The sequence below is a fragment of the Neorhizobium vignae genome, assembly GCF_000732195.1.
GTDB lineage: Bacteria > Pseudomonadota > Alphaproteobacteria > Rhizobiales > Rhizobiaceae > Neorhizobium > Neorhizobium vignae.
Window position 1 is genome coordinate 47,550 of sequence record NZ_JNNU01000018.1, and the last position, 18,818, is coordinate 66,367.

The 18,818-nt window shown below is 62.6% G+C and carries 17 protein-coding genes; 4 read left to right on the forward strand and 13 right to left on the reverse strand.

The window, feature by feature from the left end:
- Positions 1-44 precede the first annotated feature (44 nt).
- Positions 45-1,949 carry a CocE/NonD family hydrolase gene (locus GQ59_RS25000; RefSeq protein WP_051904193.1) on the forward strand — a complete coding sequence of 635 codons (1,905 nt, stop codon included), beginning with the start codon at positions 45-47 and terminating at the stop codon, positions 1,947-1,949.
- An 8-nt stretch (positions 1,950-1,957) separates the two neighbouring features.
- Positions 1,958-3,109, forward strand: coding sequence for a CapA family protein (locus GQ59_RS25005; RefSeq protein WP_037086455.1), 1,152 nt, complete (start codon positions 1,958-1,960; stop codon positions 3,107-3,109).
- On the opposite strand, the gene GQ59_RS25010 is transcribed toward GQ59_RS25005, so the two are convergent.
- Positions 3,110-3,835 carry a response regulator gene (locus tag GQ59_RS25010; protein WP_037086458.1) on the reverse strand — a complete coding sequence of 242 codons (726 nt, stop codon included), beginning with the start codon at positions 3,833-3,835 and terminating at the stop codon, positions 3,110-3,112.
- A 119-nt stretch (positions 3,836-3,954) separates the two neighbouring features.
- Here GQ59_RS25010 and GQ59_RS25015 point away from each other — a divergent pair, with 119 nt between their 5' ends.
- Both GQ59_RS25015 and GQ59_RS25020 read left to right on the forward strand, forming a co-directional pair.
- The gene (locus GQ59_RS25015; RefSeq protein WP_037086460.1) at positions 3,955-4,710 is read left to right on the forward strand and encodes a cyclic nucleotide-binding domain-containing protein; all 756 of its coding nucleotides are present in this window, start codon (positions 3,955-3,957) and stop codon (positions 4,708-4,710) included.
- An 11-nt stretch (positions 4,711-4,721) separates the two neighbouring features.
- Positions 4,722-6,644 (forward strand): hybrid sensor histidine kinase/response regulator, encoded by a 1,923-nt coding sequence (locus tag GQ59_RS25020; protein ID WP_037086462.1) that lies wholly within the window; start codon positions 4,722-4,724, stop codon positions 6,642-6,644.
- 134 nt (positions 6,645-6,778) lie between these two features.
- On the opposite strand, the gene ccoS is transcribed toward GQ59_RS25020, so the two are convergent.
- The 12 genes from ccoS to GQ59_RS25080 form a co-directional block, all read right to left on the reverse strand.
- A complete protein-coding gene (gene ccoS / locus GQ59_RS25025; protein WP_007757373.1) occupies positions 6,779-6,925 on the reverse strand; it encodes a cbb3-type cytochrome oxidase assembly protein CcoS in 147 nt (48 codons plus the stop codon).
- Positions 6,922-9,213, reverse strand: a complete 2,292-nt coding sequence (locus GQ59_RS25030; RefSeq protein WP_051904194.1) for a cation-translocating P-type ATPase — start codon at positions 9,211-9,213, stop codon at positions 6,922-6,924. The genes ccoS and GQ59_RS25030 overlap by 4 nt, the downstream gene beginning before the upstream one ends.
- A complete protein-coding gene (locus GQ59_RS25035; protein ID WP_037086464.1) occupies positions 9,210-9,704 on the reverse strand; it encodes a FixH family protein in 495 nt (164 codons plus the stop codon). The genes GQ59_RS25030 and GQ59_RS25035 overlap by 4 nt, the downstream gene beginning before the upstream one ends.
- 11 nt (positions 9,705-9,715) lie before the next feature.
- On the reverse strand, positions 9,716-11,305 hold the full coding sequence (ccoG, locus tag GQ59_RS25040; RefSeq protein ID WP_051904195.1) for a cytochrome c oxidase accessory protein CcoG: 1,590 nt from the start codon (positions 11,303-11,305) through the stop codon (positions 9,716-9,718).
- 140 nt (positions 11,306-11,445) lie between these two features.
- The gene (gene ccoP / locus GQ59_RS25045) at positions 11,446-12,309 is read right to left on the reverse strand and encodes a cytochrome-c oxidase, cbb3-type subunit III (RefSeq protein ID WP_037086466.1); all 864 of its coding nucleotides are present in this window, start codon (positions 12,307-12,309) and stop codon (positions 11,446-11,448) included.
- A gap of 2 nt (positions 12,310-12,311) precedes the next feature.
- Complete coding sequence (locus GQ59_RS25050; RefSeq protein WP_007762698.1) at positions 12,312-12,464, reverse strand: CcoQ/FixQ family Cbb3-type cytochrome c oxidase assembly chaperone; 153 nt, start codon at positions 12,462-12,464, stop codon at positions 12,312-12,314.
- Positions 12,465-12,476: 12 nt separating this feature from the next.
- Positions 12,477-13,208 (reverse strand): cytochrome-c oxidase, cbb3-type subunit II, encoded by a 732-nt coding sequence (gene ccoO / locus GQ59_RS25055; RefSeq protein WP_037086468.1) that lies wholly within the window; start codon positions 13,206-13,208, stop codon positions 12,477-12,479.
- Positions 13,209-13,220: 12 nt separating this feature from the next.
- On the reverse strand, positions 13,221-14,846 hold the full coding sequence (ccoN, locus tag GQ59_RS25060) for a cytochrome-c oxidase, cbb3-type subunit I (RefSeq protein ID WP_037086470.1): 1,626 nt from the start codon (positions 14,844-14,846) through the stop codon (positions 13,221-13,223).
- A gap of 137 nt (positions 14,847-14,983) precedes the next feature.
- A complete protein-coding gene (locus tag GQ59_RS25065) occupies positions 14,984-16,042 on the reverse strand; it encodes an ABC transporter ATP-binding protein (protein WP_037086472.1) in 1,059 nt (352 codons plus the stop codon).
- Positions 16,043-16,048: 6 nt separating this feature from the next.
- Positions 16,049-16,840 (reverse strand): ABC transporter permease, encoded by a 792-nt coding sequence (locus tag GQ59_RS25070; RefSeq protein WP_037086550.1) that lies wholly within the window; start codon positions 16,838-16,840, stop codon positions 16,049-16,051.
- The gene (locus GQ59_RS25075) at positions 16,837-17,661 is read right to left on the reverse strand and encodes an ABC transporter permease (protein WP_037086474.1); all 825 of its coding nucleotides are present in this window, start codon (positions 17,659-17,661) and stop codon (positions 16,837-16,839) included. The genes GQ59_RS25070 and GQ59_RS25075 overlap by 4 nt, the downstream gene beginning before the upstream one ends.
- An 88-nt stretch (positions 17,662-17,749) precedes the next feature.
- Entirely contained in the window at positions 17,750-18,790 is a 1,041-nt protein-coding gene (locus GQ59_RS25080; protein WP_037086475.1) for an ABC transporter substrate-binding protein, read from the reverse strand.
- Between the last annotated feature and the right edge of the window lie 28 nt (positions 18,791-18,818).

The window sequence follows — 18,818 nt, forward strand, 5'->3', positions numbered from 1 at the left end:
GTGGGGCTGGCCCGGCATTGATTTGCAAATTCGAGGATATGGACATGGATACTCTGACGCCATCGCGCTTCGAGGTGATTGCCGACGACGTGGTCGTCGAACGGGATGTGATGGTGACGATGCGCGACGGCGTGAGGCTGGCGACCGACGTCTACCGGCCGGCCAAGAACGGCAAGGCGATCGAAGGCCGACTTCCAGCGATCATGGAACGCACGCCCTACGGCAAGGCGGAGCGTTCGCGTTCCGAGATCGAAGTGGGCATGGCGGAGCCGATGAAGCGCCATGAGGTTGCGAGCTATTTCGTCCGGGCGGGATATGCCGTGATCTACCAGGATTGCCGCGGCCGCTACAATTCCGAGGGCGAGTTCAGCAAATACATTTCAGAAGCCGCCGACGGTTACGATACCGCCTGCTGGCTGGTGGAACAGCCCTGGTCGAATGGCCAGTTCGGGACGATGGGCCTTTCCTATGCGGCCCATACTCAAGCGGCGCTCGCCTGCCTCAACCCACCGGGGCTGGCCTGCATGGTGATGGATTCGGGCGGATTCTCGAACGCCTATCAGTGCGGCATCCGCCAGGGCGGCGCCTTCGAACTGAAGCAGGCGACCTGGGCCTACAATCAGGCGATCGGCGAGGGCAATGAGGTTGCCCGTGCCGCGATCGAAGCGGAGGACCTGCACGCATGGTTCAACGTCATGCCCTGGAGCGAAGGCAATTCTCCGGTGCGCTGGATGCCGGAATATGAAAGCTACCTGCTCGACCAGTGGCGCAGCGGCACGTTCGACGAAAGCTGGCGCCGGGTCGGGCTTTACATGGAAGGTTTCTACGAGACCTTTCCGGAAGTGCCTGTCGTGCTGATGTCGAGCTGGTACGACGCCTATGTGAAGTCGACGCTCGACAACTATCGCGGACTTTCCGGCAAGGACAGCCGACCGCTGCAGCTGATCATGGGGCCTTGGCTGCACGGCAACCGCAATGCGACGCTTGCCGGCGACACTTCCTTCGGGCCGACGGCGCCGCTTGGCGGCAATGTCATGGAAAGCTGGCTATCCTTCCGTCGCAACTGGTTCGATCACTGGCTGAAGGGCAAGGACAATACGGTTGCGCAGGAACCGGTGGTGCGGGCCTTCGTGATGGGCGGCGGGTCTGGCACGCGCAACGCGGACGGCCGGCTGGATCACGGCGGGCAATGGATCGAGGCGGCCGACTGGCCGCTGCCGGGAACGGAATTCCGAAATTACTATATCCACGAAAACGGCTCACTTTCGACCGACAGGCCGAAGGTGGAAGCGTCTCCCTTCACCTACGACTTCGACCCAAAGAACCCGGTTCCGACCATCGGCGGATCACTGACGAGTGGTCAGCCGATTTTCGAAGGCGGCGGTTTCGACCAGCGCGAGGGCGAGAAGTTCTACGGCTCGAAACATCCGGGCCTGCCGCTTTCTGCGCGTGCCGACGTGCTCTCCTTCGAGACCGAGCCGCTTACCGAAGATGTCGCCGTGGTCGGGCCGATCACGGTCGAGCTCTACGTCTCATCCGACGCGCCGGACACGGATTTCACCGCGAAACTCGTCGACGTCTATCCGCCAAGCAAGGATTATCCGACCGGCTACGCGCTCAACATCACCGACGGGATCATCCGCTGCCGCTATCGCAACTCCTTCGAAAAGCCGGAGCCGATCGTCAAGGGCGAGGTGTTCAAGGTAACGATCGAGCCGTTTGCGACCGCCAACCTGTTCGCCAAGGGCCATCGAATCCGGGTGGATATCTCGTCGTCCAACTTCCCGAAGTACGACATCAATCCAAATAGCTATGCGCCGGAAGGCCGGGGACGCACAAGCCAAGTGGCCCGCAACACGGTTTTCTGCGATGGTATGCGTGCATCTGCCATCCGCCTGCCGATCGTCGGTAGAGTGGCAATGGCGGCGCTGAAGCCCATCGCGAAATGAACTAGGCCATGCTGACCGTCGCCGTTACCGGCCAAATCCTGATCCACGGTCCCCTCGACCTCTATGGCGAGGGGCAGGCCGAGGTCCGAGATTTCCTCGAAGCGGATGTGGTCTTCGGCAATCTCGAGGCGACGGTGGAGACGGCAGGGGCATGGCCCACCAAGACGAAGACGCTGCATCTGGCTTCCCCCGATGCGCTGGTTTCCGTTCGGGAACTCGGTTTTCACGCGGTGACGCATGCCAACAACCATGCCTTCGATCTCGGCCCGCCGGGCATCGCCTCGACGCGCGCCGCGGTGGAAATGGCCGGGTTGAAGCTCGCAGGCAGCGGTTTGGATATCGAGCAGGCCGCCGCGCCGGTCATCGTGCCTGGACCTGAGCAATCGCTGGCCATCTTCTCCGTCGATCTCGGGCCGCAGCCGGACATCAACTATGCCTCGACCGAGCGCGGCGGTATTGCTCCGTTGCGGATGAAGCGGACAGTGAGCGTGCCTGCGGAAGACTTCGAGACGCTGAAGCGGATCGTCGGGACGCTCGGAGACGACAAACGTGGCGCGGCGCGTGCCGCCGTGGGTTATGATGTGGGCGAACGCCCGGAACTGGAGGTCTTCGGCACGCCCGTTGCTGCCGGCGACGCCATCGGTGCCCGCTGGACGGCGAACGAGGCGGACATGCGACGGCTCGTCGACGGCATCGATGCCGCAAAGGCGATAGGGGATCTGGTAGCGGTGGCGCTCCACGGCCATCACTGGGATTCGAACTGGAAAACGACGCCCGACTGGCTGCTCGATCTCTGTCGCGGCCTGATCGACAACGGCGCGGACCTAGTGCTTGGCACCGGCGCGCCGGTCATGCAGCCGCTCGTCTTTTATCGCGGGCGGGTGATCATCGCCGGCCTCGGCAACTTCGTCTTCCACACAGGGCGGTCGGCGACCTATGACGAAAAGCATGTCGATGTCTGGCGCAGCGCCGCGATCCGCTTGACGCTTGCGGATGACGGTACTTGCAAGAGACTTGAATTGCTGCCGATTTCGGTCGGCAGGCCCGTGGACCACGACCTGCCTCTGGGGCCGGTTCCGCTGCAGGGCTCCGATGCGGACGATATCCGGGAAAGAGCTTTTGCCGGGCTTTCCGCCGCGGACAGACAGGTCGTTTTTTGATCAGCCGAGCTTGCCGGTGAAGATGTAACCGACGCCGCGAACGGCCTTGATGAGCTGGGGATGTTTGGCATCCGCCTCGATCTTGCGGCGCAGCCGGACGATCTGGGCATCGATCGTGCGATCGAAGGCATCGAGCTGCCGCCCCCTCGTCGCGTCCATCAGGAAATCGCGTGTCAGCACCCGGCCCGCATGCTGCACGAAGGCCGCCAGCATCTCGAATTCGCCCGTTGTCAGTTCAACTTCGCCCTCTTCGGCAGACAGCAGCTGTCGCCTGGAAAGGTTGAGCGTCCATCCTTCGAAACGGACTATCTTCTCCTCGTTTACCTCCGGCTTCGGCTGAGCCGGCTGGCGCCGCCTGAGGATCGATTTCAACCGCGCATGCACCTCGCGCAGGTGAAACGGCTTGGCGATATAGTCGTCTGCGCCGATCTCGATCCCGATAATCCGATCAACCACGTCGTCGCGGCCGGTCAGCATCATGATCGGAACGTCCGATTGCATCCGGATCTCCCGCGCAAGGTCAAAACCGTCCTGGCCGCCGGGGAGCGAAAGGTCGAGAAGGATGATATCGATCTCCTGCCGCTTCAGCTGGGCGCGCATTTCCTGCCCGTCGGAGGCCGCACTGACAGCATACCCTTCGCCCTCGAAATACCGCGTGAGCATCTGGCGGATTCGGGGGTCGTCGTCGACGACGAGGATGTTTGCGGAGCTTGTGGGGGATGACATCAACAGGGAACCGGCGTGTTACAGATTGTTACCAACTAGAACCGTCTTTCACACGGCTAGCATTCGCGCGTTACCGGGATTCGGTCAACTGCCTCAACCAAACGGATAGGGGCAGTTTCATGTTTCTCACGGATTATGCGAAGACCTTCAACGCGGCAGCAGCAAGACCGCTCGAAGAACCGGATTGCCTGCATTCGCTGTTCGCGAAGCAGCCGATGGAATATCTGTCGGCCGGCCAGGCCCTGTTCTTCGAGGGCGACGAGGCCCGGCATATTTTCGAGGTGATGGAGGGCACGTTACGCGTTTTCCGGATCATTTCGGACGGACGGCGGGTCATTACCGGGTTTCTGCATGCCGGCGATATGATCGGCGTATCGTTCCGGGACAATTATATCTACACTGCGGAAGCCATCACCACGGCGAAGGTCCGCCGGCTGGCGCGCCGGCAATTCGAGGCAGCCGTCATCAATTCCGAGAGCCTGAGGCCGAAGGTCTTTGCCCGCGTCTGCGACGAAATGGCCGCAGCCCAGGACCAGATGGTACTCCTGTCGAGCAAAAGCGCGGAAGAGCGTCTCTGCACCTTCCTTCTCAGATATCTGAGACGCGCGATGGCCGAAGGGAGCGCGCAACCGATCGTCGATCTTTCCATGAGCCGGCAGGATATGGCCGACTATCTCGGACTGACGATCGAGACCGTTTCGCGTACTATCACCAGGCTTATCGGCAAGGGCGTGTTGAATGTTCTGGACCCGGCCGCCCGTCATTCCATAAGAATCGAACGACCGGGGATGCTTGCGCAACTCGCCGGAGACGACGATGACTGTGGAGACATGCGGCGCGACCTGATCGCTCTCGGTGAGCGACGGCGCCATTAGACGGAATGGACATGAACGGCAATACAGGATCCGAAGCCACGACGGAAAGCCAACTCGATGCCGTCACCTTTCTTCTCGACCATGCCAACCTTATCGTCCATGGCGTTGACGGCGTCATCCGCCGCTGGACGACGGGTTGCGAGCAGCTTTACGGCTGGCGGCGGGAGGAGGCTCTCGGCAAGGTCGTTCACGATCTTCTGGCGACACAGTTTCCCGAAACGCTCGACGAGATTCGTCGCCATGTCCAGACCTATCATGCCTGGCAAGGCGAGGTCGTCCATCATCACAAGCATGGGCACCCGGTCTTCGTGGCGACCCGCTGGGTGGCCGTCAATCCATCGAGCGACGGTCCTTCGGTCATCATTCAAACGAACAACGATATCACCGAGATGAAAAGGGTGCAGAACGATCTTGCCGAACGCGAAGCGCATCTGCGCTCCATTCTGGACACCGTTCCGGAATCGATGATCGTCATCGACGAGGTCGGCTGCATCTCGTCCTTCAGTACCGCTGCGGAACGGCTGTTCGGCTACTCGTCCGACGAGGTCTGCGGGCAGAATGTGAAGATGCTGATGCCATCGCCCGACCGGGACGCCCATGACGGATATATCTCGCGCTACCTCACCACCGGCGAACGCCGGATCATCGGCTACGGCCGCGTCGTGACCGGGCAGCGCAAGGACAAAAGCACGTTTCCGATGGAGCTTTCGGTCGGCGAAGCCGTCACCAACGGGAAACGCATCTTCACCGGCTTCGTCCGCGACCTCACCAGCCGCCACAAGATCGAAGAGGAGCTGCGTCAGGCCCAGAAGATGGAAGCGATCGGCCAGCTGACCGGCGGCCTGGCGCACGACTTCAACAATCTTCTGACCGTCATCAGCGGCAATCTCGAAATGATCGAGAACAAGCTCGCGGATGCGGGCCTGCTGGAACTGCTGCACGAAGCGCAGGGTGCCGCGGAAGACGGCGCCAAGCTCACCGGCCAGCTGCTCGCCTTCGGACGGCGCCAGCCGCTCAACCCCAAGCTCGCGGATATCGGCAATCTCGTGTCCGGCTTTTCGGAACTCCTACGGCGCACGCTAGGGGAAACGATCGAGCTTCGTACGACAGTCACCGGCGTCTCCAACGAAGCGCTGGTCGATGCATCGCAGCTGCAGAACGCACTTCTCAACCTGACGCTCAATGCGCGCGATGCGATGCCGCGCGGCGGCAAGCTGTCGATCGAGATTTCCCGCGTCAGGCTGGATGTCGACTATGCGCAGATGTATCCCGATGTCCGCACCGGCGACTTCGTACTGATTTCCGTTACCGACACAGGTGTCGGCATGTCTCCCGAGGTCAAGGACAAGGCCTTCGAGCCTTTCTTCACCACCAAGGGCCTGGGCGCCGGAACGGGCCTTGGCCTCAGCATGGTCTACGGGTTCGCCAAACAGTCCGGCGGGCATATCCAACTCTACAGCGAGCCTGGACAGGGCACGAGCGTCAGGATTTTCCTGCCGGTGGTGCGCAAGACTGAGAAGGTGGATCCGATCGCTGCCGAAACCGCTTCGAATCAAGCCTCCATTCCCGGCGGCACCGAAAAGATCCTCGTCGTCGAGGACGACCCGCGGGTCCGGCGCATCGCCGTATCCCGGCTGACGCAGCTCGGTTACGGCGTCATCGAGGCCTCGAACGGCCAGGAAGCGCTGGACCAGATCGGCCAGCACGACGGCATCCACCTTCTTTTCACCGATATCGTGATGCCGGGCGGAATGACGGGCGACGAACTGGCGGCGGAAGTGCGCGCCAGACGGCCAGGCATGAAGGTATTGTTCACCTCCGGCTACGCCGAACCGGCCATTGCCGGGCGCGAGCTCGCCCAATCCGGTAGCTGGCTCAAGAAGCCATACACCGCCAGGGAACTCGCGGTGCGGCTTCGCGAGCTGCTGGACTGAGCAGGGTTTCAAAAAGGGCTGCATCTGCAGCCCTTTTTTCTACAATCGACCGAGACATCCCTGGAAATCCCGGCAGCCTCTGGTGCGTGGACCGCGTCCGCATCAGGGCCAGCGTTTGTCCGGCATCAGCCGGTTCACTCCGGCGGATCGTCCTGCAACACGCGCCAGGAGGCGCCTTCGAGATCGTCGTACTGGCCGCTCTTCAGCGACCAGAGAAAGGCGAAGAGGCCGAGACCGCCGAGGAAAAGCGCGATCGGGATAAGATAGATCAGCATGTTCATGCGACGCGAGCCTCACTGGGGGGAGCGGCGGCCGTGCCCTTACTCTTTGTCGCCTCCGCCCCGACGGCGCTCCCCGATCCGCTGAGCCGCAGCGCATTGGCGACGACGATGATCGACGACGTGGACATCGCAACGGCGGCGATCAATGGCGTTGCATAGCCGGCAAGCGCGATCGGCACGGCGATGACATTGTAACCGATGGCGAGTGCGAAATTCTCGCGGATCAGCCGGCCGGCGCGCTGCGAGATATCGATCGCCAGCGGCACGGCTTCAAGGTTGTCGCGCATGAACACGAAATCGGCAGCCTGGCGGCCGACATCCGCAGCCGTCGCCGGGGCGATCGAGACGTGGGCTGCGGCGAGTGCCGGTGCGTCATTGATGCCGTCGCCGACCATCAGCACCTTGCGGCCGCTCGCCCCGAGCGACGTGCAGAACTCCGCCTTCTGTTTCGGCGAAAGCTCGGCCTGCCAGTGTTCGAGGCCGAGGCGGGTGGCGAGATCGGCAACCACCCGGCGGCGGTCACCCGACAGGATGCCCGTTTCGAAACCGCTGGCCGCAAGGGAATCCGTGGCAGCCACGGCACCGGGACGAAGCGAATCGTCGAAACGGAAGGTGGCGATTTCCTTCGCGTCGAGCGAGAGAACGGTTTCCGTCACCGTATTGCCCGGGCTTCCGTCATCCGGCACGGACAGGGCGAAACGTCGGTTGCCGAGACGATAGACGCCTGCCGGCGTCACCGCCTCGAGGCCCCGGCCCGGGATTTCGGTGACCGTTTCGAAAACCGCAACCGGACCGGATACCGCCATCGCGAGCGTCTGCGAGAGGGGGTGGCGCGAGTGGACGGCGAGCCCGGCGGCCAAAGCGAGCTGTTTCCTGTCGAACCGATCGATATCGAGTAGCCGGGGCCGGCCCAGCGTCAACGTGCCGGTCTTGTCGAAAAGGACGGTGTCGATTTCGGCAAGCCTCTCCATGGCCGAACCGTCCTTGACCATGATGCCGTTCCGGAACAGCCGGCCGGCCGCGACGACCTGCACCACCGGCACGGCAAGGCCGAGCGCGCAGGGGCAGGTGATGATCAGGACGGCGATGGCGACCAGCATGGCGTGTTTCCAATCGCCGCCGAAGAAGCCCCAGAAGAGAAAGGCGGCGAGCGCCAGAAGATGGACGGCAGGAGAGTAATATTGCGCCGCGCGATCGGCGATCCGACGATACCGCGCCCGCCCGCCCTCGGCTGCTTCCATCAGTGAAATGACTTCGGAGAGGAAGGAATCCCTTGCGGCAGCCGTCGCCTTCAGCACCAGCGAGCCGGTGAGGCTGAGCGTCCCCGCCTGAATCATATCGCCGATCCGGATCGGCCTTGGCGCGCTTTCGCCGTTGACGATCGACACGTCGATATCGCTTGCGCCGCTTTCGACGACCCCATCGACCGGCACCCGCTCGCCGGCGGCAATCGCCACCCGGTCGCCCGGGCGGATTTCGTCCACCGGGCGGTATTCACGCGAGCCGTCCGCACCCACGACCGTAGCGCCGCGGGGCGAGAGGCGTGCGAGGCCGCTGATCGCGGCGCGGGCGCGGTCCCGCATGATATGGTCCAGCGTGCGGCCGATCAGCAGGAAGAACAGCAGCGAGACAGTCGCATCGAACCAGGCGTGTTCGCCGTGATGCATGGTTTCCCAGAGCGACACCGCATAGGAGAGCGTGATGGCGAGCGCGATCGGCACGTCCATGTTGGTGCGGCCGCGGCTGAGCGCATTCCAGGCCGACTGATAGAAGAAACGGCCGCCATAGATCAGCGCCGGCGCGGCTATCAGCGCCGATATCCAATGGAACATATCACGCGTCGAGGCATCGGCGCCCGACCAGACCGAAACCGAGAGCAGCATGATGTTGGCTGCCGCAAAGCCGCAGAGGGCGACCGCGCGGATCAGGTCGCGCTGTAGCTTTTCGCCGACTTCCTCGGCATTCGAGAAAAGATGCGCATCGTAGCCGGTGGCATCGACGATGGCCCTGACCAGCCCTACGGGATCCGTGGCGCCGTCCCCGGTCGTTTCCCTCCAGACGATCGAAACCCGCTTCGTGGAAAGATTGACCCGCGCCCGCTCCACCGACGGCAGCGCATTCAAAGCCTTCTCGATCGTCGCGATGCAGGCGCCGCAATGGACCTGCGGAACGCTGAGATCTGTCTGGCGCAGGCCGGGCGCAACCACCCGGCTGGACAGCGTCAACTCCTCCGAGGACGGAAGCGGGTGGTCCAGATACCCTTCCGTTCCTGGCGCGCAGCAGCTCATTCCGCCCTCCTCAAAACAGCGATGCGTTCGGCCTGATGCAGGATGCGCTTGCCGTTCCGGATGGCGCTCGCATCGACGATCCAGTGACCGGGCAGGACTTCATGGGTGGCCGTGAAGACCCCCTTGGCGACGGGAAGGAGGTCCAGTTCGAAATCCTGATGTTCGCCGACCGGCCGCTTGAACTTGAGCGTCAGCGTATCGGCTGCGACCGGGCCGCTCTTCGGGTGGAAGACCTCGTAGCGCACCTCGGAACCGCTGACGATGATGCGGCCGGTGACGCCCGTGGCCGTCAGGGTCCGCGCCTCGGCCGCCTTGCCGTTGAACTGCTGGCTGGCGACATAGGTATTTTCCGCCACCAGCCCGCTCCAACTAGTGACCGCGTTATAGGCCATGTAGAAATTGACCGAGATGATGGTGCCGAAGAAGAGCACCAGCACGCCGACCATGTGCCAGCCGGTGAAGACGAAGGATTTTGCGGGGATCGTGTTCATTTTCGGCGTGCTCACTTTCTGGCCCCCGGCGTGTTGAAGACCGCTGAATAGCTGTCTTTTTCGTGGCTCGGCCGGTCCTCGGCGATGAAATGGAAATCGACGGCCTCGGAGGAAACGGCATCCTTGGGCAGGGTCACGAAGACCTTCAGGGCAAGCGTCTTGTCGGGCTCCACCTGCACGGCGAAGAGACGGCCGGGAACATCCGTGACGCCGGCGATCTTCATCGTGGCTTCGGGCAAGCCTTCCATCGAGACCATGATGGTGCGCGGCTCCGGGACCATGTTGAGCAGCCGGATCGTGTAGCCATTGCGGATGGAACCGTCCGATTCCAGCACGAATTGCGGGTTGCGATCGTGGAGCACATTGACCTCCAGCCGGTCGCGCGACAGGAGCGAGAAAACGAGACCGAGACCGACCGCCGACCAGACGCCGAAATAGATCAGCGTACGGAGCCTGAAGATCACCCTCCAGTCGAAATGGCGAACCTTGTCGATGAAGGAACCGTCCGGGTTGCGCACCCCGGCCGGGTCGATCGCCGTCGTGCCGCCGCTCGTGGCGAGCGCCATGTTGGCGTCGTATTCGTCGAGCGTTGCGTAGGCGATCAGGCCCCGCGGCTTGCCGATCTTGTCCATCACGCCGTCGCAGGCATCGATACAGAGCGCACAGGTGATGCAGGCCATCTGCTGTCCCTCGCGGATGTCGATGCCCATGGGACAGACCGCTACGCAAGCATTGCAGTCGACGCAATCGCCGACCGGCTGCCCCGCGGCTACCGCCTTCTTGGCATGCCGGCTGCGCGGCTCGCCGCGCCAGTCGTTATAGGTGACGACCAGCGAGCGCTCGTCCAGCATGGCGGCCTGGATGCGCGGCCAGGGACACATGTAGATGCAGACCTGTTCACGCAGCAGCCCGCCGAGCACGTAGGTCGTGGCGGTCAGGAAAGCGACGGTCGAATAGGCGACCACGGCAGCATGCCCCGTGACGAAATCGAAGGCGAGCGAGGGCGCATCGGCAAAATAGAAGATCCAGGCGCCGCCGGTCGCGACCGCGATCGCCAGCCATGTGGCGTGTTTGGCGACCCGCTTCCAGAGCTTGTCGAAGCTCCAGGGCGCGGCGTCGAGCTTGATGCGCGCATTGCGATCGCCCTCGATGAAGCGCTCGACCACCAGGAAAAGATCGACCCAGACCGTCTGCGGACAGGCATAACCACACCAGGCGCGACCGACGGCCGAGGTCACGAGGAAAAGGCCGAAACCCGCCATGACCAGAAGCCCGGCGACGTAGAAGAATTCCTGCGGCCAGATCTCGATGAAGAAGAAATAGAAACGGCGGTTCGCCAGATCGACGAGCACCGCCTGGTCGGGCGCAAAAGGGCCGCGGTCCCAGCGTATCCAAGGGGTCAGGTAATAGATGCCGAGGGTGATCAGCATCACCAGCCATTTGAAGCGGCGGAAACGCCCCTCGGCCCGTTTCGGAAAGATCTTCTTGCGCTTCTCGTAAAGCGGCCTGCTCGGCGTTCCCGGCGAATGCACAGGCTGGACATCGATCCGCTCGACGGACGACCCGTTCTGCTGCAGGTGGGAGGCGGTGTAGAGATTCATTGGCCAATCCTTTGGCCCATGTTTTCTCATCTCTGCGACGGTCACTCCTTGACACAAGTCAATCGAGCCGGACGAAACGGCCGCCTGCTGATGACACGCAGGCGGCCGTTTCGTCCGGCTCGAATGGATTGGGGTCTTTCTTACTCCCCGCCGCCCAGCGAGTGTATGTAGACGGCGAGCTGCTTGACGGCGACGTCGCCGAGGCGGGTTTGCCAGGCCGGCATGACGCCATGTTTCGGGGACTGGATCTGCCTGGCAATCTCCACCTCCCCTTGCGACTTCAGCCAGATGGCGTCGGCAAGGCTCGGCGCGCCGAGGTCGCGGTTGCCCTCGGCCTTCTCGCCATGACAAGAGACACAGTTGTCGGCGAAGAGCTGTTTTCCGGGCTCGACCATGGCTGGATCGCGCGGGGTTCCGGTGAGGCTCACCACGTAGGCGGCCACCTGGCGCACCTCGTCCGGCTTCAGCATATCCGTAAAGGCGGGCATTTCGGAGATGCGAGTCTCCCCGTCGGCGGGATCGCGAACACCATGGGCGATCGTCTGGTAGAGAGCATCGATATCGCCGCCCCAAAGCCAGTCGTCGTCGTTGAGGTTGGGATAACCCCGCCCGCCCGTCGCACCCGTGCCATGGCACGGGGTGCAGTTGACACGGAAGGCCGCGGCGCCGCCGGCGGTCGCGAACTGGCTGAGCTGCGGATCGGCAACGATCTCCTGCAGCGACGACGTCGAGATTTTCTCCAGAAGGCCGCCCTGAGCGACCCTGGCACCATCGAGATCGGCCGTGAGTTCGGCGCGGCTTGAATATCCGAGCAGGCCTTTCGTCGCATCGGTCAGAAGAGGGATGGACGGATAGGCGATCGCATATCCAATCGACCACAGGATGCAGGCATAGAAAGTCCAGAGCCACCAGCGCGGCAGCGGATTGTTGAGTTCGCGGATGCCGTCCCACTCGTGGCCGGTGGTTTCGATGCCGCTCAATTGATCGATATGTTTTTCCGCCATGTTTAATCCTCCTTCAGAGGGATCCGGGCGGCCTCGTCTGCAGAGGCTTTCGCGCCGGGGCGCAAGGTGAAGACGAGAACGCCGAGGAAGAACAGGGTCATGGCAAGCAGACCCCAGCTATCGGCGAAGTGGCGCATGGCCGTGTAGAATTCCATGGACTTGTCCCCTCAGCGGTAACCGGCGGCATCGTCATAAGTCGAGAAATCGACCAGCGTGCCGAGCATCTGCAGATAGGCGACCAGCGCATCCATCTCGGTGAGGCTTTGTGCGTTGCCGTCGAAATCGCCGACCTTGGCCTTCGGATAACGGGCCAGCAGGCCGGACGTGTCCGCATTCGGATCCGCCTGGGCGGAAAGATCCGCCTTGGCGCTCGCGACCATCTCGTCCGAATAGGGAACGCCGACGGCGCGGTTAGCCTTCAGCCCCATGGAAACGTCGGTGATCTTGAGCGGCGTCTCCTTGAGGAAGGCGTAGCTCGGCATCACCGATTCCGGCACGACGTCGCGTGGTTCGACCAGGTGCTGGACGTGCCATTCGTTGGAATAGCGGTCACCGACGCGGGCGAGGTCCGGGCCCGTGCGCTTCGACCCCCACTGGAACGGGTGGTCGTACATGGATTCGGCCGCCAGGCTGTAGTGGCCGTAGCGTTCCACCTCGTCGCGGAAGGGGCGGATCATCTGGCTATGGCAGACATAGCAGCCTTCGCGGATGTAGATATCGCGTCCGGCCAGTTCGAGCGGCGAATACGGCCGCATGCCTTCCACCTTCTCGATGGTGTTTTCGAGATAGAAGAGTGGAGCGATTTCCACGATGCCGCCGATCGAGACGACGAGCAGCGAGCCGACCAGGAGCAGGGTTGCGTTGCGTTCGATGTAGTGATGTTTGTCGAGAATGGACATGGATATCCCTCCTTATTCGGCCGGCTGGAGAGCGGCTGGGGAAGCACCGCCCCGAACCCGCTCGTCCCGCTGATAACCGAGGATGGTCATGGTGACGTTGAAGGCCATGATGAGCCCGCCGGCGAGGTACATGGCGCCGCCGACCGCACGCAGCAGGTAGTAAGGGAACATGGCCGCGACGGTCTCCGCGAAGGAATAGACGAGGAAGCCCTGGTTGTCGTATTCGCGCCACATCAGGCCCTGCTGCACCCCGGCAACCCACATGACGGCGGCGTAGACGACGATGCCGAGGGTGGCGAGCCAGAAGTGCCAGTTGACCAGATCGAGACTGTAGAGCCGCTCGCGGTTCCAGAGCTTGGGCGTCATGTAGTAGACGGCGCCGAAGGAGATCATGCCGACCCAGCCGAGCGCACCGGAATGCACGTGGCCGATCGTCCAGTCCGTATAGTGGCTGAGCGAATTGACCGCCTTGATCGACATCATCGGGCCTTCGAAGGTCGACATGCCGTAGAAGGCGATGGCGATGATCATCATGCGGACGATCGGATCGGTGCGGATCTTGTCCCAGGCGCCCGAGAGCGTCATCAGGCCGTTGATCATGCCGCCCCAGGAGGGCATCCAGAGCATGATCGAAAAGACCATGCCGAGCGTCTGCGCCCAGTCGGGCAGCGCGGTGTAGTGCAGGTGATGCGGACCGGCCCAGATATAGAGGAAGATCAGCGCCCAGAAGTGGATGATCGACAGCCGGTAGGAATAGACCGGGCGGTTGACCTGCTTCGGCACGAAATAATACATCATGCCTAGGAAGCCCGCGGTCAGGAAGAAACCGACCGCGTTATGCCCGTACCACCACTGGGTCAGCGCATCCTGCACGCCCGAAAAGGCCGAATAGCTCTTGACGCCGAGGAAGGAGACCGGGACCGCCAGGTTGTTCACCACATGCAGCATGGCGATCGTCACGATGAAGGCGAGATAGAACCAGTTCGCCACGTAGATATGCGGCTCCTTGCGGTTCAGGATCGTACCGAGGAAGACGGCGAGATAGGCGACCCAGACGACCGTCAGGAAGAGATCCACATACCATTCCGGCTCGGCGTACTCGCGGCCTTGCGTGATGCCGAGCAGATAGCCGGTCGCCGCCATGACGATGAAGAGCTGGTAACCCCAGAACACGTACCAGCCGAGGTTGCCGCCGAAAAGGCGGGCCCGACAGGTGCGCTGGACCACATAGAAAGAGGTGGCAATCAGCGCATTGCCGCCGAAGGCGAAGACGACAGCCGAGGTGTGCAACGGCCGCAGGCGGCCGAAATTGAACCAGGGTTCGATGTTCAGGTCCGGGAAGGCAAGCTGGAGTGCGACGACGACGCCGACCAGGAAACCGACGACGCCCCAGAAGACCGTGGCGATGGTGCCGTATTTGACCACCTCGTCGAAATATTCGGATTTTGCCGGTGGGCGCACCGCGAACCTCTGCGGCGCAAAGGAAGCCTTGCGCAGCAAAACGACCGTGCTGAGCAGCAGCACGAAGAACAGGACCCACATATGGGCCGCGAAAAGGCCATCATGGGCATAGGCGGCTGCGAGCAACACCAGGAAGGTGCCGATCGCCAGCCCGATTGTTTCTGAGACGTAATTCATGGTCTTTGGCCTCACAGCGCAGATACGCTGCCGGTTGAAGGATTGTGACCATGATGTGCTGACATACGGGCCGCTTCGGCGGTTTGACCTGCGTCAACGCCCCCGGCAAACGGCTCAGTACTGACGTTATTCCCGGATCAATCTTCCGGATCGAGGATGCAGCACTGTTCCGGCAACGGGGTAAGGACCGCCTGGGCGCCGGCATCCAACGGGTCGGAAAGCGGGCCGTTGGCGGTGATTTCGCCCGCAGCCGTCTTGCATTTGTACTGATAGGCACGGCCGAGATAGGTGCGCGTTCCCAGCACCGCCGGGATACCTTCTCCCTCACGGCGGACCGCAAGCCCGTCGGCGCGGCAGGCCAGGATGAAATCGTCCTTGATCGGACCGAACAGATCCTGAGACAGATGAAGCCGCGTGCCGCCCGCGGCTTCGGCGGTGACAGTCGCCGCCTGACGCTCGACGACCTTCATGGGGATCAGGTTCTCGAAACCGACGAAACGGGCGACGAAGGCGCTGGCCGGCTTCTGGTAGAGCACTTCGGGCGTGTCGAGCTGCAGGATGCGGCCGGCATTCATGATCGCGACGCGATCCGAGATCGAAAACGCTTCTTCCTGATCGTGGGTGACGTAGAGCGAGGTCGTGCCGTTGGCGCGCTGGAGCTGGCGGATCTCGACGCGCATGTCGATTCTGAGCTTGGCATCGAGGTTGGAGAGCGGCTCGTCGAACATCAGGAGCGGCGGCTCGATGACGAGAGCGCGGGCGAGCGCGACGCGCTGTTTCTGGCCGCCGGAAAGTGCTGCCGGCAGCCGGTCGGCGAGCGGCGCGAGGCCGACGCGTTCCAGCATCGCCATCGCCCGTTTGGTGCGGTCCGTCTTAGCCAAGCCGCGCTGCTTCAGGCCGAACGCGACATTGTCCAGCACGGTCAGGTGCGGGAAAAGCGCATAGTTCTGGAAGACGAGGCCGATATCGCGGGCATGGGCGGGCAACGTCGTCAGATCGCGGTCGCCGAGCCTGATCCGGCCGCTGGTCGGCTGCAGGAAGCCCGCCACCAGACGCAGCGTCGTCGTCTTGCCGCAGCCGCTGGAGCCGAGCAGCGACACCAGTTCACCGGCCGCAACGGAAATCGACAGGTCTTTCAGAACCTGAGTGGTTCCGTAATGAGCCGAGAGGTTTTCGATAGTCAGAGATACGGTCACGGGAACCTACTTGGTCAGGAATGTAAGGCCGAGCGTCGCTTCGACGATCGCCATGACGCCGACGGTCACCAGCATCAGAAGCACGGAAACGGAAGCGATGGTCGGGTCGAAGAACTGCTCCATATGCGCAAGGATCTGGATCGGCAGCGTCGAAATGCCGGGACCGGTCAGGAAGACCGAGACCGAAACGTCGTTGATGGAGGTGATGAAGGCGAGGATGAAGGCGGCGATGACGCCGGCGCGGATGTTCGGCAGCACAACGGTCATGAAGGTTTTGAGCGGCGGACAACCGAGGCTCCGCGCGGCTTCCTCGATCGAGAAATCGAAGGAGGCGAGGCTGGCGCCGACGACCCGCACCGAATAGGGCAGGATCAGCAGCGCATGGCCGACGACGAGGCTGATGAAGACCGGCAGGCCGAGACCTATCGTGATCGACTTCAGGAGTGCGAAGCCGAAGACGATTTCCGGCACCAGGATCGGCAGCACGAACAGTGTCGAGAGCCAGCGCGGCAGCTCGACCCGGTAGCGGTTCAGCGCGTAGGCCGCAGGAATGCCGATCAGCAGCGACAGGCCGGTGCCGAGAAGCGCCACCTGCAGGCTGGTGATCGCCGTGCGGCGGAAGGCCTCCATCTGGAAGATGTTGGCAAACCAGCGCAGCGTCAGCCCCTGCGGCGGGAAGGTCAGGAATGTCGTGTCGCTGAGGGCGGAGCCGACGATGATTACCAGCGGCGCGAGCAGGAAGAAGAAGACGAGAATGGCGAACGCGCCGAGCAGGGGATGAATACGCGTCGCCATCAGACCGCCATCGGATTGAGACGGCGTGCCATGCGGCTCATGATGAGCACGACGCCGATAGTTATGATCACCATGATCGCGGCGATCGTCGAGGCGCCGACCCAGTCGAAGGTCACCATGGCGCGCTGGTAGAGGAAGGTGCCCATCATCATCTGCTTTTCGCCGCCGAGAAGCTGCGGCGTCGCATAGGAGGTGAAGCTGCCGGTGAAAACCAGCACCGCGCCGACGATGAGGCCGGGGGCTGCAAGCGGCAGGATGACCTGCAGGAAGGTCGGGATCGGTCGGGCGCCGAGCGAGGTGGCCGCCTCGATGAGGTCGCGCGGAATTCCCTCGAGCACGCCGACCAATGTCAGGATCATCAGCGGCACGAACAGATAGACCATCGCGACGATGACCGAGCCTTGCGTGTAGAGCATCGACAGGGGCTCGCCGATCAGCCCGACCGACATCAGGGCATTGTTGATGATGCCGTTCTTGCCGAGGATGATCAGCCAGGCGAAGGAGCGGACAACGACGCCGGTCAGCAAAGGAAAGACCGCGGCGACGATCATGATGCTCTTCAGGCGTCCGGGCATCTGGGCGATGACGTAAGCGGTGATGAAGCCGACCACGAGCGCGATGCCCGTGGTGATCAGGGCGACCTGAAGGGTTCGGTAGAGGACGGCCATGCGAAAGCCGCTCTTGAAGAAGGCCGTATAGGTGGAAAACGGACCGGCCGCTTCGCCGAATGTGGTGGCGATCGTCAGCACGACGGGAATGACCAGAAGCAGGACGACGGCGATCGTCGCCGGCATCGTCAAACCCCATCTGGCAAGCTTGTTCATCTCGTACTCTTTCAAAGCAGGAGCGCCGCGTTGATAGCGGCGCTCCGTTCTCAATTCAACCATGCCGCCGGTCCAGGCGGCACCAAGATTACTTGCCGAAAACCTCGTTCCAACGGTCGATCCAGTCGGTCTTGGCGGCGTTCATCTTGGCGTAATCGATGCGGCTGAGGCTCGCAACCTGGTCGGCGCCGTAGGTCCAGATCTTCGCCTGGTCCGGGGTGAGCACGACCTTGGTGGAGATCGGCGCATCGACGCCCTGCTCGGCTTCCTTCTGCTGCACGTCCTTCGACAAGATGAAGTTGATGAACTGGTGGGCCAGTTCGACATTCGTCGAACCCTTCGGGATGTTGACCGTGTTGAGCGTGGCGATATCGCCGTCCTTGAGCTTCGCCCAGGTCATGGTCTTGACCGCGGCCTGCATAGAGGCGAGCGTGAAGTCCTGGCCGATCGCAACGCGCACTTCGCCGGTCGAGATCAGGTTCACCAGTTCGGAACCGGTATTGTAGTTCTTGACGACGTTCGGCTTCAGGGCTTCGACGGCTTCGAACGCCTTGTCGGTGCCGGTATAGGGATCGACGCCGGCATGTTTGCCAGCCTGCACCACGACCATTGGGCCGGCCGTGGTGGTGATGCCCGGAAGCGAAACCGAGCCCTTCAGGTCCGGACGCCACAGGTCGTTCCAGGAGGTGATCGGAGGGTTGACCTTGGCCGAGTCATAAACGAGGCCGATGCGGCCGATCGTGTAGGCCGGGCCATATTTGCCCTGCGGCGCGCGGCCGAGTTCGTAGATTTCGGAGAGGTTCGGGATCTTCGTAGGGTCGACCGGCTGGAACAGGCCCTGTTCGATGCCGAGCTGCGAGAAGCTGTCCGTCAGATAGATGACGTCGACGCCCTTGCCGTCGCGCAGCTTCAGCTTGTTGAGGCGGTCGGCATTGTTGCCGGTTTCGAAAACGATGTCGCAGCCGCAGATCTTCTTGAACGGGTCGATGATGTTGGCGGTCATCTTCTCGCCGTTATAGCCCCACCAGGAAATGGTGAGCGTCTTCGACTGGGCGTTTGCCGCCGCCGCGCCGCCGAGCGTCGCCAGGAGAGCAAGGGTTGCCAATTGGGTGAAACGAGTGGCCTTCATGAGGCGTGTCCTTTGCGAAAAGCGGCGT

Bases quoted from the DNA above. Each gene is read 5' to 3' on its own strand.
- GQ59_RS25000 (WP_051904193.1), top strand. From the start codon at position 45: ATGGATACTCTGACGCCATCGCGCTTCGAGGTGATTGCCGACGACGTG.
- GQ59_RS25005 (WP_037086455.1), top strand. From the start codon at position 1,958: ATGCTGACCGTCGCCGTTACCGGCCAAATCCTGATCCACGGTCCCCTC.
- GQ59_RS25010 (WP_037086458.1), bottom strand. From the start codon at position 3,835: ATGTCATCCCCCACAAGCTCCGCAAACATCCTCGTCGTCGACGACGAC.
- GQ59_RS25015 (WP_037086460.1), top strand. From the start codon at position 3,955: ATGTTTCTCACGGATTATGCGAAGACCTTCAACGCGGCAGCAGCAAGA.
- GQ59_RS25020 (WP_037086462.1), top strand. From the start codon at position 4,722: ATGAACGGCAATACAGGATCCGAAGCCACGACGGAAAGCCAACTCGAT.
- ccoS (WP_007757373.1), bottom strand. From the start codon at position 6,925: ATGAACATGCTGATCTATCTTATCCCGATCGCGCTTTTCCTCGGCGGT.
- GQ59_RS25030 (WP_051904194.1), bottom strand. From the start codon at position 9,213: ATGAGCTGCTGCGCGCCAGGAACGGAAGGGTATCTGGACCACCCGCTT.
- GQ59_RS25035 (WP_037086464.1), bottom strand. From the start codon at position 9,704: ATGAACACGATCCCCGCAAAATCCTTCGTCTTCACCGGCTGGCACATG.
- ccoG (WP_051904195.1), bottom strand. From the start codon at position 11,305: ATGAATCTCTACACCGCCTCCCACCTGCAGCAGAACGGGTCGTCCGTC.
- ccoP (WP_037086466.1), bottom strand. From the start codon at position 12,309: ATGGCGGAAAAACATATCGATCAATTGAGCGGCATCGAAACCACCGGC.
- GQ59_RS25050 (WP_007762698.1), bottom strand. From the start codon at position 12,464: ATGGAATTCTACACGGCCATGCGCCACTTCGCCGATAGCTGGGGTCTG.
- ccoO (WP_037086468.1), bottom strand. From the start codon at position 13,208: ATGTCCATTCTCGACAAACATCACTACATCGAACGCAACGCAACCCTG.
- ccoN (WP_037086470.1), bottom strand. From the start codon at position 14,846: ATGAATTACGTCTCAGAAACAATCGGGCTGGCGATCGGCACCTTCCTG.
- GQ59_RS25075 (WP_037086474.1), bottom strand. From the start codon at position 17,661: ATGAACAAGCTTGCCAGATGGGGTTTGACGATGCCGGCGACGATCGCC.
- GQ59_RS25080 (WP_037086475.1), bottom strand. From the start codon at position 18,790: ATGAAGGCCACTCGTTTCACCCAATTGGCAACCCTTGCTCTCCTGGCG.